Here is a 15,498-nt window from a genome sequence, read left to right on the forward strand (position 1 = left end):
CGGCCCCATGCGTCCCGTCAGCGGCGGATGAGCCTGCGGGCCGTGGCCGCCGCGACCGCCGACGTACGGGAGTCCACGCCCAGCTTGGCGTAGATGTGCACCAGGTGGGACTTCACCGTGGCCTGGCTCAGGAACAGCCGCTTGCTGATCTGCAGGTTCGACAGGCCCTCCCCGACCAGCTGGAGCACCTCCAGCTCGCGCCGGGTCAGCGCCTCGGCCGGGGTGCGCATCCGGTCCATCAGCCGGTGCGCCACCGACGGCGCCAGCGCCGAGCGGCCCGCCGCCGCCGTGCGCACCGCCGCCGCCAGCTCCTGCGGCGGCGCGTCCTTCAGCAGATAGCCGCTCGCCCCCGCCTCGACCGCCGCCAGGATGTCCGCGTCGGAGTCGTACGTGGTGAGGATCAGGACCCGGGGGCCGTCCGGTGCGGCGGTGATCGTCGCCGTGGCCTCCGAGCCGTGCAGGCCCGCACCGAACTGGAGGTCCATCAGGACCACGTCGAAGCCGCCCGCCGCCGCCAGGGCGACGGCCTCCTCGGCGGTGGCGGCCTCACCGGCGACCCGGAAGTCCGGCTCGGTGTCCAGGACCGCCCGCAGCCCCGCCCGCACGACCGGGTGGTCGTCCGCCAGCAGCAGCCGGATCGCGTCCCCGCTCGCCTCCCCGCTCACGCTCATGCCGCACGCTCCGTTTCCGTGACGGGCAGCGGCAGCGTGACCGCCACCGCCGTGCCCTGGCCGGGCGCCGACTCCACGCTCAGCGCACCGCCGAGCGAACCGGCGCGTGCCCGCATCGCCGGCAGTCCGAAGCCGCCGTCGCCGCGCTCGTGCACCGGCGCCCCGGACGGGTCGAAGCCCTGCCCGTCGTCCACGACGTCCAGCGCCACCGAGGTGTCCATGAAGCTCAGGGTGATCTCCGCCCGCCCGGCCCGCGCATGGCGCACCGTGTTGGCCAGCGCCGACTGCGCGGTCCGTAGCAGCGCCACCTCGTACGGCGTCGGCAGCTCCACCGGAGTGCCGCTGACCGCGAACCGTACGGTCAGGTCCGGTGCGGTCGTACGGGCGCAGAGCCGCTCCAGCGCGGCGGCCAGCGAACCGTGCTCCAGATCCGGTGGTGTCAGCGCGCGCACGAAGGAACGGGCCTCGGCCAGGTTCGCCTGCGCGGCCTCACGGGCGGCCCGCACATGCGCGGCCGCCGGGGCGTCCTCGGGCAGCGAGCGCTCGGCGGCCCGCAGCAGCAGCTGGATGCTGGACAGGCCCTGGGCCAGCGTGTCGTGGATCTCCCGGGCGAGGCGCTCGCGCTCCGCGAGGGTCCCGGCCGTGCGTTCCGCCTCGGCCAGGTCCGCGCGGGTGGCGACCAGCTCCACGATGAGCTCGCGCCGCCGTTCGCTCTCCCGGAAGAGCGCGTCGTACCCAAGGACGGTGGCGACGGCGACGGCCGCGCCGATCAGCGGCCCGATGAACGCGCCGGGCGCGATCTCCTGCCGGTGCACGACGAAGCTGGTGATCGCGGCGGCCGCGGTGACCACGACGGCGGGCAGCGCCCAGCGCATCGGCAGGAAGTGGAGCTGGAGGAAGTAGAGCGGGAAGGCCACCCACAGGGCCTCCGGCGACAGCACCAGCAACGCGGCCCACAGGACCCACAGCCCGCCCAGCCACACCGCCCCCGCCCGGCTTCCCGGCTGTACGGGAGAGGCGAGCGCCCCCGCCGCGTACACGGCCGCCAACAGCACCGCCACCACCACGACCGCCGTCGTGTGCGGCGCGTCCTCGCTCACCGTGCGGACCACCACCAGGGCCAGCAGCCCCATGAGCAGGGCGTGCAGACAGAGCCGCAGGGCTGCCGTGACGTGGGTGTGCGAACGCGAATCCATGGTTCGTCCAGCGTAGCCGCGCCCTCCCCGGAGCCGGTCAATCGAAAGGTTGATCCCCGGCCCGTCCGCCGCGCGATGTTTTCCCGCCCGCGCCCGCCGACGCTGGAGCCATGTTCGTCGCATGGAGAGACCTTCGCTTCGCCAAGGGCCGGTTCGCGCTCATGGGCTCGGTCGTGGTGCTGATCACGCTGCTCGTGGGCCTGCTGTCCGGCCTGACCGCCGGCCTGGCCCGGGAGAACACCTCGGCCGTCACCGGGCTCGACGCCGACCACCTGGCCTTCGCCGCGCCACCGGACGGGCAGGCGGAGTCGTTCACCAACTCGACCGTCCGGGAGGACGACTGGCGGGCCTGGGCCGGGCGGCCCGGGGTCGAGGCCGCGCAGCCCGTCGGCATCCGCACCCTGAACGCCACCGCCGCCGGTGAGCGGACCGCCGCCGTGTCGGCCTTCGGCGTCGAACCGGACGGCACCCTCGGGCCGGCCGGGATCGGCCCGGGGCGGGTCGTGCTCTCCGAGAAGGCCGCCGAGGAGCTGGACGCGGCCGCCGGTGACCGGATCGCGCTCGGCCGGACCGAACGCGAGGTCGCCGCCGTCGCGGGGGACGCCGCCTACAGTCACACGCCCGTCGTCTGGACCACCCTCGACGACTGGCAGCAGATCGGCCACGACGGCGCCGGGCCCGCCGAACAGGCGACCGTGATCGCCCTGACCACCACCGGCGGCGTCGACCTCGCGGCCGGGGACGAGGCGGCGGGCACCAGCACCCTCGCCCTCGACGACTCCCTCACCGCCATCGGCTCCTACCAGGCCGAGAACGGTTCGCTGCAGCTGATGCGCGGCTTCCTCTTCGCCATCTCCGCCCTCGTCATCGGCGCCTTCTTCACCGTCTGGACGATCCAGCGCAGCGGCGACGTCGCCGTACTGAAGGCGCTCGGCGCGTCGACCCCGTACCTCCTGCGCGACGCCCTCGGACAGGCCGTGGTGATGCTCGCCCTCGGTACGGGTCTGGGCACCGCCCTCGCAGCCGGGGCCGGCGCCCTGATCGGCGGGGGAGCCGTGCCGTTCGTCCTGGACGCGGCGACCGTCCTCGTCCCGGCCGCCGTGATGATCGCCCTCGGCGCGCTCGGGGCCGCCCTGTCCATCCGGCGGATCACCGCCGTCGACCCGCTCACCGCACTCGGGAGTGCCCGATGACGCTCACCCTGACCGACGTCACCCTCACCTACCCGGACGGCGAGGGCCGGCTCACCGCCCTGGACCGGGTCACGCTGGACGTGCCCCCGGGCACGCTCACCGCCGTCGTCGGACCGTCCGGCTCGGGCAAGTCCAGCCTGCTCGCGGCCGCCGCCACCCTGGTCACCCCGGACTCCGGCGAGGTCGTCGTGGCCGGGACGCCGACCGCCGGGCTGAGCCGGGCCGGCCGGGCCGCCCTGCGCCGGGACCACATCGGCATCGTCTTCCAGCAGCCGAATCTGCTGCCCTCGCTGACCGCCGCCGAACAGCTCCAGGTGATGCGCCATCTGTCCGGCGGCTCCGCCCGCGCCGCCCGCCGCCGGGCCCTGGAACTGCTGGACGCGGTCGGTCTCGCCGACCGGGCGCACCGGCGGCCGCACCAGCTCTCGGGCGGTCAGCGCCAGCGGATCAACATCGCGCGGGCCCTGATGAACGAGCCGGCGGTCCTGCTCGTCGACGAGCCGACCAGCGCGCTCGACCATGAGCGCGGCGCGGCCGTGCTCGACCTGCTGGTCACCCTGACCCGGGAGCGCGCCACCGCCACGGTGCTGGTCACGCACGACCTGGCCCACCTGGACCGGATGGACCGCACGGTGACGATGGACGACGGGCGGCTGACGGTCCCGGCGCACACCTGAGGGCCGGGTCCGGAACGAGGAGCGGGGGGGGGGGGGCCCCCCGCCCCCCCCCCCCCGGCGGGGTGGGGGGGGGGGGGGGGGGGCGGGGGGGCCCCCCCCCCCCCGGGGGGGGGGGCCCCCCCGGGGGGGGGGGGGCCCCCCCCCCCCCCCCCCCCCCCGCTCCTCGTATCAGTGGTTCTGCGGTTCTGCGGTTCAGCCGCCGTTCGTGCCGCTGCTCGCCAGGGCTTCGGACAGCTCGCCCGCGACCTGCTGGAGAATCGGCACGATCCGCTCCGTGGCCGTCTCCGTCACGCGTCCCGCCGGGCCCGAGATGGAGATCGCGGCGGAGGTGGGGGAGTTCGGCACGGGGACCGCGAGGCACCGCACCCCGATCTCCTGCTCGTTGTCGTCCACCGCGTATCCGGCGCGGCGCACCAGCTCCAGGGCGTCGAGGAAGCCCTCCGGCGTGGTGATCGTCTTCTCCGTCGCGGCCGGCATGCCCGTACGGGCCAGGAGTGCGCGGACCTCGTCGGCGGGGGTGTGCGCGAGGAGTGCCTTGCCCACGCCGGTGGAGTGCGGCAGGACCCGGCGGCCGACCTCGGTGAACATCCGCATGGAGTGCTTGGACGGCACCTGGGCGACGTACACGATCTCGTCCCCGTCCAGCAGCGCCATGTTCGCCGTCTCGCCGGTCTCCTCCACCAGTCGGCTGAGATAGGGGCGGGCCCAGGTGCCCAGCAGCCGGGAGGCGGATTCGCCGAGCCGGATCAGGCGGGGGCCGAGCGCGTAGCGGCGGTTGGGCTGCTGGCGTACGTACCCGCAGACGACCAGGGTGCGCATCAGCCGGTGGATGGTCGGCAGGGGCAGACCGCTGCTCGCGGACAGCTCGCTCAGCCCGACCTCGCCCCCGGCGTCGGCCATCCGCTCCAGCAGATCGAAGGCGCGCTCAAGGGACTGCACCCCACCGCTGGAACCGGAGGGCTTGGAGTCGGCTGTGCTGGCGTGGGACGGCGGCACGTCAACGGTCCTTTCGAAGCGGAAGGCAAGGCAGCAGCCTACCGGGCGGTTCCCGGACGGCCCACAGTCGCCCGGCCGGCGTCCGTGCCGGTCAGGGACTGTTTTGTCCGGGTGCCGCCGGTCGGTGCGGACGGCTCGGAGCCGCCCCTCCTGGCTCATGCTACGTTCCGCAGTTCGAAATATGACTTTTACTTTGTGGAAACCTCCAGTCGGCTGGCGCGGTGGTCCGACGGGTCCCCGTGGCGGAAGGTGGGGTCTTGACGAGGGCGATTCCCGAGTGAAGACTCCATCGAAGCTTCAACAGTTCGTTGAATTCCTGTCGTGGATCATTTGTTGTGGATCATTTCTGGAGTGAAGGAGCACGGGTGTCCGGTCCGGACGTGAACCTGGTACTGCGCTCGACGCGCGTCGTCACCCCCGGGGGGACCCGCCCGGCGGCGGTCGCCGTCGCGGGCGGGACGATCGACGCGGTCCTGCCGTACGACACCGAGGCGCCCGCGGGCGCCCGCCTGGAGGACCTCGGCGACGACGTCCTGCTGCCCGGCCTGGTCGACACCCACGTTCACGTGAACGACCCCGGCCGCACCGAGTGGGAGGGCTTCTGGACCGCCACCCGCGCGGCCGCCGCCGGTGGCATCACCACGCTCCTGGACATGCCGCTCAACTCCCTCCCGCCGACCACCACCGTCGAGAACCTGCGGACCAAGCAGCAGGTCGCCGCCCCCAAGGCGCACGTCGACACCGGCTTCTGGGGCGGGGCGATCCCGTCCAACGTCAAGGACCTGCGCCCGCTGTACGAGGCCGGGGTCTTCGGCTTCAAGTGCTTCCTGTCGCCCTCCGGCGTCGAGGAGTTCCCGGAGCTGGACCAGGAGCAGCTGGCCCGCTCCATGGCGGAGATCGCCGGCTTCGGCGGACTGCTCATCGTGCACGCCGAGGACCCGCACCACCTGGCCGAGGCCCCGCAGCGCCCCGGACCCGCCTACGCGGACTTCCTCGCCTCCCGCCCGCGCGACGCCGAGAACACCGCGATCGAAGGGCTCATCGCCCACGCCAAGCGGCTGAACGCGCGGATCCACGTCCTGCACCTCTCCTCCAGCGACGCCCTGCCGCTGATCGCCGCCGCCAAGCGCGAAGGCGTCCGCGTCACCGTCGAGTCCTGCCCGCACTTCCTCACCCTCACCGCCGAGGAAGTCCCGGACGGGGCCACCGAGTTCAAGTGCTGCCCGCCGATCCGCGAGGCCGCCAACCAGGACGCGCTCTGGGCCGGGCTCGCCGACGGCACCATCGACTGCATCGTCAGCGACCACTCCCCGTGCACCACGGACCTCAAGACCCCGGACTTCGCCTCCGCCTGGGGCGGCATTTCCTCCCTCCAGCTCGGCCTGCCCGCCATCTGGACCGAGGCCCGCAGGCGCGGCCACTCCCTCGACGACGTCGCCCGCTGGATGTCCGCCGCCCCCGCCGAACTCGCCGGACTGACCCGCAAGGGCGCCATCGAGGCCGGCCGCGACGCCGACTTCGCGGTCCTCGCCCCCGAGGCGACCTTCACCGTCGACCCCGCCGAGCTCTTCCACCGCAACCAGGTCACCGCCTACGCCGGGAAGACCCTGCACGGCGTGGTCCGCTCCAGCTGGCTGCGCGGTGTCCGCATCGCCTCCGACGGCGTCCTCGCCGAGCCCACCGGCCGCCTCCTCGAACGCGACCACTGACCGTTCCCGAAAGGACCTCCCGACCATGACGGACGCCGCGATACCGCGCTTCACCGGAGACGCCGCCCCCTACGCGGGCGGCGACCCGTACGCCGACCACCGCACCGCCGACTTCCCCTTCACCCACCTCGTCGACCTGGCCGACCGCCGCCTCGGCGCGGGCGTCATCGCCGCCAACGACGAGTTCTTCGCCGAGCGCGAGAACCTCCTGAAGACCGGGCCCGCCGTCTTCGACCCGGAGCACTTCGGCCACAAGGGCAAGATCATGGACGGCTGGGAGACCCGCCGCCGGCGCGGGGTCAGCGCCGCCGAACCGCACCCCACCGCCGACGACCACGACTGGGCCCTCGTCCGCCTCGGCGCACCCGGCGTCATCCGGGGCATCGTCCTGGACACCGCCCACTTCCGCGGCAACTACCCGCAGGCGGTCTCCGTCGAGGCGGTGTCCCTGCCCGGCTCCCCGTCCCCCGAGGACCTCCTCGCCCCCGACGTGAAGTGGACGACGCTCGTCCCCCGTACGGCGGTCGGCGGCCACGCGGCCAACGGCTTCGCCGTCGACGCCGAGCAGCGCTTCACCCACCTGCGGGTCAACCAGCACCCGGACGGCGGGATCGCCCGGCTGCGCGTGTACGGAGAGGTCGCCCCGGACCCCGCCTGGCTCGCCGCGCTCGGTACGTTCGACCTCGCGGCCCTGGAGAACGGCGGCCAGGTCGAGGACGCCTCCGACCGCTTCTACTCCCCGGCCACCAACACCATCCAGCCGGGCCGCTCGCGCAAGATGGACGACGGCTGGGAGACCCGCCGCCGGCGCGACCGGGGCAACGACTGGATCCACTACCGCCTCGCCGCGCAGTCCGGGATCCGGGCCGTCGAGATCGACACCGCCTACCTCAAGGGCAACTCCGCCGGCTGGGCGAGCCTCTCGGCGCGGGACGGCGAGGGCGGCGACTGGACGGAGCTCCTGCCCCGGACCCGCCTCCAGCCCGACACCAACCACCGCTTCGTCCTGGACGGGACCGTCCGGGCCACCCACGTACGGATCGACATCTTCCCGGACGGCGGCATCTCACGGCTCCGGCTGTTCGGATCGCTCACCGACGAGGGCGCCGCCGCACTGGCGGCCCGTCACCGGGAGCTCGGCGGCTGACCCGAAGAGACCGACGGAGTCGGGCACACCGCGGTCGCAGGGGGATCGCGGTGTGCCCGGCCGGTCCCGTTACGTGAGGGTGTGTCACCCTGGTCGAGGTGCGGCGAGCAGGCCTGAGGGCCGTGCGCGCCGCGCCTTCCGTCGTTTCCGGTATGCCGACGCCCCGACCAGGAGCCCCCCCATGATCTTCATCGCCGTCAAGTTCACCGCCCTCGACCCCGACGCGTGGCTCACCCGGCTGGACAGCTTCACCGTCGCCACCCGCGCTGAGCCCGGCAACCTCTTCTTCGACTGGTCGCACAGCGTGGAGAACCCCAACGAGTTCGTTCTGCTGGAGGCCTTCGCCGACGCGGCGGCGGGCGAGGCACATGTGAACTCCGACCACTTCAAGGCGGCGATCGCGACGATGTCGGAGCTGGTGGCCGAGGTCCCCGAGATCATCAACGTAGAGACGGAGGGCACCGGCTGGTCCCGGATGGCGGAGGTCACCCCGCGCAACCGGTGACCAGGGAGTCTTCCTAGAACTCCTCGTGGGACTCCGGGTCGCCGCCGAACCGCCGCTGCCGCCCGGACGCGATCGTCGTCAGCTCCTGCGCCGTCAGCTCGAACCCGAACAGATCGAGGTTCCCGCGCTGCCGGCCCGGATCCGCCGACTTCGGGATCGGCACCGCGCCCAGCTGGGTGTGCCAGCGCAGCACCACCTGGCCGGGGCTCACCCCGTGGTCCTCGGCGATCGCCACGGTCGAGGGATCCTCCAGCACCTCCCGGCCCCGGGCCAGCGGGCTCCAGCTCTCCGTGACGATGCCCTTCGCCGCGTGCACCGCCCGCAACTCCTCCTGCGGGAGCAGCGGATGCATCTCGATCTGGTTCACCGAGGGCAGCACACCCGTCTCCCGCTCCAGCCGCTCCAGGTGCGCGGCGGTGAAGTTGGAGACGCCGATGGAGCGGACGAGACCGTCCTCGCGGAGCCGGATCATCGCCTTCCAGGTGTCCACGTACCGGTCGACGCGGGGGAGCGGCCAGTGGATCAGATAGAGGTCGACGTACTCGACGCCCAGCCGGGCCCGTGACTCCTCGAACGAGGCGAGCGTCTCCTCGTACCCCTGGTGCCGGCCGGGCACCTTCGTGGTGAGGAGGACCTCCTCGCGGGGGACGCCGCTGCGGGCGATGCCCCGGCCGGTGCCGCTCTCGTTGCCGTAGTTGAGGGCCGTGTCGACCAGCCGGTAGCCCAGCTCCAGGGCCCCGGCGACGGCCTCCTCGGCCGCCGCGTCGTCCAGCGGATAGGTGCCGAGCCCCACCGCGGGGAGCCGTGTGCCGTCGTTGAGCGTGTGAACCGGTGTGCCGGACATGTGCTGGGTCCCGTCCTTCCCGTCGCTGCCCCGTCCCGGCCAGCGTAGGGGCGCGGCCGGGAAGGGGCAGGCCGGACGGGGCCGCCGGGGGAGCGGCCGGGGGAGCGCCACGCGGCGGACCGGGGGAGCGCGCCGGGTGAGGGACCGGCGCGTCCCGGGGTGCGCCGCCGCTCAGGCCGCGTGGCCGCCGTCCACGACGACCTCCGTGCCCGTGATGAAGCCCGCCTCCGCGCTCGTGAGGTACGCGACGAGCGAGGCGACCTCCTCCGCGCTGCCGAACCGGCCCAGGGCGGTCGCCGCGCGCTGGCCCTCGGCGAACGGCCCGTCGGCCGGGTTGAGATCGGTGTCCACGGGCCCCGGCTGGATCAGGTTGACCGTGATGCCGCGCGGCCCCAGCTCCCGGGCGAGCGGCTTGGTCAGCCCGACCAGGGCGGACTTGCTGAGCCCGTAGAGGGCGGAGCCGGGCCCGCCCACGTACCGGCTCAGGGCGGAGCCCACGGAGACGATGCGGCCACCGTCCGCCAGCCGCTCCGCCGCCGCCCGGCAGGCGAGGAAGACCGCGCGCACGTTCACCGCCAGCGTCCGGTCCACCTCCGGCGCGGTGAGCGCGGAGATCGGGCCGAGGACGCCGATGCCCGCGTTGTTGACCAGGATGTCGAGCCGGCCGAGCGCGTCCGCCGCCCGGTGCACGGCGTCGGCGGAGGCGTCGGTGTCCGCCGCGTCGCAGCGCAGGGCGACGCCCCGGCGGCCGAAGCCCTCGATCTTCGCGACGACCGCACGGGCCGCCTCCTCGTCCCGTACATAGGTGACGGCGACGTCCGCGCCGTCCTGGGCGAGCCGCAGCGCGATCGCGGCGCCGATGCCCCGGCTGCCGCCGGTGACCAGGGCGGCGCGGGACACGACGGTGGTGGGAAGGGTGCTGGACATGGCTGGTTCCTTGCCGATGGGGAAGCCGTCGCTCCGACGGCTTCCCCCAGCAAACGCGCGCGGACCCCCGCGCACCGGCGGGTATCGGACACCCACGGCCGCCGGAGCCCCGGAGCCCGCGCGTCCGCCCGCGCCGCCTACCGTAAAGGCAGCCGTGCGGGGTCGGTCGCCGCCGCCCGCAGGCGGCCCAGGATGGCCCGCGCCGCCTTGTCGTAGCCGAGGTTGTTGTTCTGGAGCACCGACTCGGCGTTGGCCAGCTCCAGCAGCGCGATCACCTCGAACGCCAGCTGGCACACGTCGGTGTCCCCGGCCAGCTCCCCGGTGGACCTGGCCTCCTCGATCGTCTCCTCGACGAAGGTGACCCAGCCCGTCTGCGCGGACGCCAGGGCGTCGTGCACCCGGCCGCTGCGGGCGTCGAACTCGGCGGTGGCGGCGTAGAAGAAGCAGCCGCCCCGGAACACCCGCTCGCGGGAGTACGCGATCCACGCCTCGCACAGCCGCCAGACCCGCCCGAGCCCCGGCGGCACCGACCGGGTGGGGCGCAGTACATGGTCGACGTACATGGCCACCGCCCCCCGTACGGTGGCCAGCTGGAGCCCCTCCTTCGAGCCGAAGAGGGCGAACACCCCGCTCTTGCTCAGTCCCAGCTCGGTGGCCAGCCGCCCCAGCGACAGGCCCTCCAGCCCTTCGACCGAGGCGATCTGCACCGCCCGTCCCAGAATCAGCTGCCGGGTCTGGTTCCCCCGCTCGACCCGTCCGTCCGCTCTTACCGACGCCATGTGACCACTCCGTGCCTCAGAGTTATCGAGGCGTCAGTCTAGGGAGCGGCGGCGTGGTCGACGGACCCTCCGTCGCCCGGCCGAACGGCCCGACCGCCCCTGACCACGGGTGATACCCGGGAGGGATCCGACCGTTGAGACAGGTGTTCCTTTTCCAGGAGCCCTCCGGGTAGCGTGATCACTTCGCGTGCGAGCCGGTGAGGTCTCCACAACACGTTCCGTGGAGATCCAGGAGAACCAGGTGTCCGCTGCCGCCGTGCCCGCCCTCGGGAGCGTCTCGCCCCCGCGCCGCGCCTGGGTCACCGATCTGCCCGTGCTGGCCGTCGCCGTCGTCTGGGGAGCCAGCTACCTCGCGGCCAAGGGCATCACCACCACCCACACCGTCATCGCCGTGCTCGTCCTGCGCTTCGCGATCGTGCTGCCGGTGCTCGTGGCGACCGGCTGGCGCAAGCTGCGTGCGCTGACCGGCGCGCAGTGGCGGGGCGCCGGGCTGCTGGGCCTGGTGCTGAGCGGGATCTTCCTGCTGGAGACGTACGGGGTGGTGCACACCTCCGCCACCAACGCCGGCCTGATCATCAGCCTCACCATGATCTTCACACCGCTGGCCGAGGCCGCCGTGACCCGGGTCCGCCCGTCGGCCGGATTCGTCGCCGCGGCCGGGCTCTCCGTCGCCGGAGTGGTCCTGCTGACCCAGAGCGGCGGATTCACCAGCCCCTCGACCGGTGATCTGCTGATGCTGCTCGCCGCCCTCGCCCGGACCGTCCACGTCCTGGCGATGGCCCGGATCAAGGCGGTCCAGGACGCCGACTCGCTCTCCCTGACCACGGTCCAGCTCGGCGGCGCGGTCGCCGTCTTCGCGGTCCTCGCCGCCGTCCCGGGCACCGGCGCCTCGCCGTGGAGCGCGGCGGCGGACTTCGGCGCCCGGGAGTGGGCGGGCCTGGTCTTCCTCTCGGTGTTCTGCACGCTGTTCGCGTTCTTCGTGCAGATGTGGTCCGTGCGCCGCACCTCGCCGTCCCGGGTCAGCCTGCTGCTCGGTACGGAACCGCTGTGGGCCGCCGCCGTCGGCATCAGCCTGGGAGGGGAACGGCTCGGTGCGCTGGGGGTGGTCGGGGCCGTCCTCGTCCTGGCGGGCACCGCGTGGGGCAGGCGGGGCGCGGACCGGGAGCGCGCCGGGGCGGCGTAGGGGGTGTCCTGCCGGTCAGTTCTTGATCGAGTCCGCGGCGATCATCACGGCCGTGCCCGTCACGATCAGCACGATGTTGACGAACAGCATGCGGTCGCTGAGAAAGTCGATGTGCCGCACCACCGTCCACAGCCGGAACCAGCCCGTCCACTCGTACAGCAGCCCGCCCACACCCTGGGCGAAGACGAGGAACCCGATCGTCTCGACGATTTTCTTCATGGGCCGAGCCTCCCGCCCGGCCCGGGCCCGCCGCGTCGGCCACCGGTCCCGTCCGCCGCGCCGAAAGTAGCGGGCCGTACGACTTTGGTCGCCGCCTGGCCCCGCGACGCCCCTCCGGGACGCCTCGCTGCGTAACTTTGTCGATATGACGCGCACCGAGTACCGCTGGCTGCTCCCCTCGGCGATGGCCGATCCCGGGCTGCCCGACGACCGGGCCCGGACGCGGCGGACCGTACGGGACTGGGTCGTCGACATCACGGTCTTCCTCTGCGCCGCGGGGTTCGGCCTGCTGGTCCTCGCCGCGATCGAGGCCGACGAGACCACGGCGGACGTCGTCGTGATCGTGGACTCGGTGGTCGGGGCCGCGGCCTGCTGCGCGCTCTGGGTCCGGCGGCGCTGGCCCGTCGCACTCGCCGCCGTGCTGACCGCCGTCTCCATCATCGAACCCGTGGCGGCGGGCGCGCTGATGGTGGCCCTCTTCAGTCTGGCCGTCCACCGGCCCTTCAGGCCCGTGGCGATCGTCGGCGCGGGCGCCCTGGCCGTCACACCCCTCCAGCCCTTCCTGCGCCCCGACCCGGCGACCTCCTACGTCGCCTCGACCATCATCGGGGTCCTGCTGGTCCTGCTGGTGCTCAGCTGGGGCATGGTCGTACGCTCCCGGCGCCAGCTCGTCGTCACCCTCCGGGAACGGGCCCGCCGCGCCGAGGCCGAGGCGGAGCTGCGCGCCGAGCAGGCCCAGCGCCTGGCCCGGGAAGCCATCGCGCGCGAGATGCACGACGTCCTGGCCCACCGGCTGACCCTCCTCAGCGTGCACGCCGGGGCCCTCGAATTCCGGCCCGACGCCCCCGCCGCCGAGGTCGGCCGGGCCGCCGGCGTCATCCGGGACAGCGCCCACGAGGCTCTCCAGGACCTCCGCGAGATCATCGGCGTCCTGCGCGGGCCCGCCGACACCGACGAGGGCGACCGGCCGCAGCCCACCCTCGCCACCCTGGACGCCCTCGTCGCCGAGTCCCGGCTCGCGGGCATGAAGGTCACCGTCGACAACCGGGTCGCCGACCCCCAGGACGCCCCCGCCGCCACCGGCCGCACGGTCTACCGGATCGTGCAGGAGTGCCTGACCAACGCCCGCAAGCACGCACCCGGCGCCGAGGTCACCCTCACCGTGACGGGCGGCCCCGGCGAGGGCCTCACCGTCGGGGTGGAGAACCCCGCCCCCACCGAACCCTTCGAACGGGTCCCCGGCTCCGGCCAGGGGCTCATCGGCCTCACGGAACGCGCCACGCTGGCCGGCGGCGCGCTGGAGCACGGCCCGACGGAGGACGGCGGCTTCGCGGTCCGGGCCCGGCTGCCGTGGCCCGCCGCGTGACGCCCGCGGGTGCGACGCAGGCCGCGGTGACGTCCGCCCGCATGCCCGCAGCCGCGACGCCCGCCCGGACGCCCGCCCTGTGGGCTCCCCGCCCCGGCTCGTTACGGTGGCCGTCATGAACACCCCGGCGTCCCCGACACCCCCGGCGTCCTCCGCACCCCCGCCCGGCCGGCCCGTCCGGCTGCTGATCGTCGACGACGACCCACTGGTCCGGGCCGGGCTGACCCTGATGCTCGGCGGCGACGAGGACATCGACATCGTCGGGGAGGGCGCGGACGGCGACGAGGTCGAGGAGCTGGTCGAGCGACTGCGCCCCGACGTCGTCCTGATGGACATCCGGATGCCGGTCATGGACGGTCTCACCGCGACCGAGCGGCTGCGCCGCCGGCCCGGGGCTCCCGAAGTCGTGGTCCTCACCACCTTCCACGCGGACGAACAGGTGCTCCGGGCCATCCGGGCCGGGGCCGCCGGATTCGTCCTGAAAGACACCCCGCCGGCCCGGATCGTCGACTCGGTCCGCCGGGTCGCCGCCGGGGACCCGGTGCTCTCGCCCGCCGTCACCCGTCAGTTGATGGCCCGTGCCGCGGGCGGCGGACCCGACGACCGGGCCGGCCGTGCCGACCGCGCACGCAGACGTTTCGACCAGCTCGCCGAGCGGGAGAAGGCCGTCGCCGTCGCCGTCGGACGCGGCGGATCCAACGCGGAGATCGCGGGCTCCCTCTACCTCAGCGTCGCGACCGTCAAGACCCATGTCTCACGGATTCTCGCCAAACTCGAACTCAACAACCGTGTCCAGATCGCGCTGTTGGTCCACGATGCGGGCCTCCTCGACACGGATGGGGAAGGCGGAGGCGGCCTACGCTGACCGGAGTGGACCGGAACGGAAGAGGAGCTGACCACCATGGCCGTGCTCGATCTGCGGAACCTGCCGGACTTCACCGTCGACCCCTATCCGTACTACACGAAGCTGCGCGCCGAAGGGCCGGTGCACACCGTGCGCACCGAGGAGATGGAGCGCATCTGGCTGATCGTCGGATACGAGGAGGCCCGCGCCGCCCTCGCCGACCAGCGGTTCGGCAAGGACTGGCGGACCAGCGGGCGTTGGACCGAGTCCGATGCCATGCTCAGCGCCAACATGCTGGAGCTGGACGCCCCGCACCACACCCGGCTGCGCCGGCTCGTCGTCCGCGAGTTCACCCCCCGGCGCATCGAGGCGCTGCGTCCGCGCATCACCGAGGTCACCGCACAGCTCCTGGACGCCATGGTGCCCCTGGGCTCCGCGGACCTGGTGGACGCGCTCGCCTTCCCGCTGCCGATGACCGTCATCTGTGAACTCCTCGGCGTCCCGGACATCGACCGGGACGCCTTCCGGGCGCTCTCGAACGGCATCGTCACGCCCACCCCGGAGCAGCGGGAGGCCGACCCGGTCGGGGCGATGAGCGCCTATCTCGTCGACCTCATCGAGGACAAACGCCGCTCACCGGGCGAGGACCTGCTGAGCGCGCTGATCCGGGCCCGGGACGAGGGCGGCGACAGCCTCTCCTCCGCCGAACTGGTCGGCATGGCCTTCGTGTTGCTGGTCGCCGGACACGAGACCACCGTCAATCTGATCGCCAACGGGGTCCGGGCCCTGCTCGACCACCCCGACCAGCTCGCCCTGCTGCGCGCCGACCCGGGGCTGCTCGACAACGCGGTGGAGGAGATGCTGCGATACGACGGGCCGGTGGAGACCGCGACCTTCCGCTTCACCCGGGAGCCGGTGACGATCGGCGACACCGTGATCCCGAGAGACGAGGCGGTCCTCGTCGGACTGGCCTCCGCCGACCGCGACCCCGGCCGCTTCCCCGCCCCGGACACCTTCGACATCCGCCGGGAGCCCCAGGGGCATCTGGGCTTCGGCCACGGTGTGCACTACTGCCTGGGCGCGCCGCTCGCCCGGATGGAGGCCCGCATCGCGATCGGCGCCCTCCTGGAACGCTGCCCGGACCTCGCCCGCGACCCGTCCGGCGGCGAGCTGGACTGGCTGCCCGGTCTGCTGATGCGCGGAGCGCGGGGGCTGCCGCTGCGCTGGTGAGGTGCGCCGCGA

The 15,498-nt window shown here is 73.6% G+C and carries 16 protein-coding genes; 9 read left to right on the forward strand and 7 right to left on the reverse strand.

The window, feature by feature from the left end; translation table 11 throughout:
• Positions 1-17: 17 nt before the first annotated feature.
• Together ACIQPT_RS18670 and ACIQPT_RS18675 are read right to left on the reverse strand one after the other, a co-directional pair.
• Positions 18-671 (reverse strand): response regulator, encoded by a 654-nt coding sequence (locus tag ACIQPT_RS18670; protein WP_401156977.1) that lies wholly within the window; start codon positions 669-671, stop codon positions 18-20.
• Entirely contained in the window at positions 668-1,867 is a 1,200-nt protein-coding gene (locus tag ACIQPT_RS18675; protein WP_401156978.1) for a sensor histidine kinase, read from the reverse strand. The genes ACIQPT_RS18670 and ACIQPT_RS18675 overlap by 4 nt, the downstream gene beginning before the upstream one ends.
• A 110-nt stretch (positions 1,868-1,977) precedes the next feature.
• Between ACIQPT_RS18675 and ACIQPT_RS18680 the strand changes: the two genes are divergently transcribed.
• Together ACIQPT_RS18680 and ACIQPT_RS18685 are read left to right on the forward strand one after the other, a co-directional pair.
• Complete coding sequence (locus ACIQPT_RS18680; RefSeq protein ID WP_401156979.1) at positions 1,978-3,060, forward strand: ABC transporter permease; 1,083 nt, start codon at positions 1,978-1,980, stop codon at positions 3,058-3,060.
• Positions 3,057-3,737: an ABC transporter ATP-binding protein gene (locus ACIQPT_RS18685; RefSeq protein WP_401156980.1), complete on the forward strand. Its 681-nt coding sequence runs from the start codon at positions 3,057-3,059 to the stop codon at positions 3,735-3,737. The genes ACIQPT_RS18680 and ACIQPT_RS18685 overlap by 4 nt, the downstream gene beginning before the upstream one ends.
• A 192-nt stretch (positions 3,738-3,929) precedes the next feature.
• Here ACIQPT_RS18685 and ACIQPT_RS18690 read toward each other — a convergent pair whose 3' ends face one another.
• The gene (locus ACIQPT_RS18690; RefSeq protein WP_401156981.1) at positions 3,930-4,733 is read right to left on the reverse strand and encodes an IclR family transcriptional regulator; all 804 of its coding nucleotides are present in this window, start codon (positions 4,731-4,733) and stop codon (positions 3,930-3,932) included.
• A 365-nt stretch (positions 4,734-5,098) separates the two neighbouring features.
• Between ACIQPT_RS18690 and allB the strand changes: the two genes are divergently transcribed.
• From allB to ACIQPT_RS18705, 3 genes are all read left to right on the forward strand, one after another.
• The gene (gene allB, locus ACIQPT_RS18695; protein WP_401156982.1) at positions 5,099-6,442 is read left to right on the forward strand and encodes an allantoinase AllB; all 1,344 of its coding nucleotides are present in this window, start codon (positions 5,099-5,101) and stop codon (positions 6,440-6,442) included.
• 25 nt (positions 6,443-6,467) lie between these two features.
• Positions 6,468-7,589, forward strand: a complete 1,122-nt coding sequence (gene alc, locus ACIQPT_RS18700) for an allantoicase (RefSeq protein WP_401156983.1) — start codon at positions 6,468-6,470, stop codon at positions 7,587-7,589.
• A 181-nt stretch (positions 7,590-7,770) separates the two neighbouring features.
• On the forward strand, positions 7,771-8,094 hold the full coding sequence (locus ACIQPT_RS18705; protein ID WP_401156984.1) for a putative quinol monooxygenase: 324 nt from the start codon (positions 7,771-7,773) through the stop codon (positions 8,092-8,094).
• Between the two features lie 13 nt (positions 8,095-8,107).
• On the opposite strand, the gene ACIQPT_RS18710 is transcribed toward ACIQPT_RS18705, so the two are convergent.
• The 3 genes from ACIQPT_RS18710 to ACIQPT_RS18720 all read right to left on the reverse strand — a co-directional run bounded on the left by ACIQPT_RS18710 (position 8,108) and on the right by ACIQPT_RS18720 (position 10,644).
• Positions 8,108-8,938, reverse strand: a complete 831-nt coding sequence (locus tag ACIQPT_RS18710; RefSeq protein ID WP_401156985.1) for an aldo/keto reductase — start codon at positions 8,936-8,938, stop codon at positions 8,108-8,110.
• A 171-nt stretch (positions 8,939-9,109) separates the two neighbouring features.
• Entirely contained in the window at positions 9,110-9,865 is a 756-nt protein-coding gene (locus tag ACIQPT_RS18715) for an SDR family NAD(P)-dependent oxidoreductase (RefSeq protein WP_401156986.1), read from the reverse strand.
• 137 nt (positions 9,866-10,002) lie between these two features.
• Positions 10,003-10,644 carry a TetR/AcrR family transcriptional regulator gene (locus ACIQPT_RS18720; RefSeq protein ID WP_401156987.1) on the reverse strand — a complete coding sequence of 214 codons (642 nt, stop codon included), beginning with the start codon at positions 10,642-10,644 and terminating at the stop codon, positions 10,003-10,005.
• Between the two features lie 241 nt (positions 10,645-10,885).
• Between ACIQPT_RS18720 and ACIQPT_RS18725 the strand changes: the two genes are divergently transcribed.
• Positions 10,886-11,827 (forward strand): DMT family transporter, encoded by a 942-nt coding sequence (locus ACIQPT_RS18725; protein ID WP_401157150.1) that lies wholly within the window; start codon positions 10,886-10,888, stop codon positions 11,825-11,827.
• 15 nt (positions 11,828-11,842) lie between these two features.
• Here ACIQPT_RS18725 and ACIQPT_RS18730 read toward each other — a convergent pair whose 3' ends face one another.
• A complete protein-coding gene (locus ACIQPT_RS18730; RefSeq protein WP_401156988.1) occupies positions 11,843-12,046 on the reverse strand; it encodes a hypothetical protein in 204 nt (67 codons plus the stop codon).
• Between the two features lie 145 nt (positions 12,047-12,191).
• Here ACIQPT_RS18730 and ACIQPT_RS18735 point away from each other — a divergent pair, with 145 nt between their 5' ends.
• From ACIQPT_RS18735 to ACIQPT_RS18745, 3 genes are all read left to right on the forward strand, one after another.
• Positions 12,192-13,412, forward strand: a complete 1,221-nt coding sequence (locus ACIQPT_RS18735) for a sensor histidine kinase (protein WP_401156989.1) — start codon at positions 12,192-12,194, stop codon at positions 13,410-13,412.
• A 115-nt stretch (positions 13,413-13,527) separates the two neighbouring features.
• Positions 13,528-14,277: a response regulator gene (locus tag ACIQPT_RS18740; RefSeq protein WP_401156990.1), complete on the forward strand. Its 750-nt coding sequence runs from the start codon at positions 13,528-13,530 to the stop codon at positions 14,275-14,277.
• 36 nt (positions 14,278-14,313) lie between these two features.
• Positions 14,314-15,486: a cytochrome P450 gene (locus ACIQPT_RS18745; protein ID WP_401156991.1), complete on the forward strand. Its 1,173-nt coding sequence runs from the start codon at positions 14,314-14,316 to the stop codon at positions 15,484-15,486.
• Positions 15,487-15,498 lie beyond the last annotated feature (12 nt).

Source organism: Streptomyces sp. NPDC091289 (assembly GCF_044757365.1).
Classification (GTDB): Bacteria; Actinomycetota; Actinomycetes; order Streptomycetales; family Streptomycetaceae; genus Streptomyces.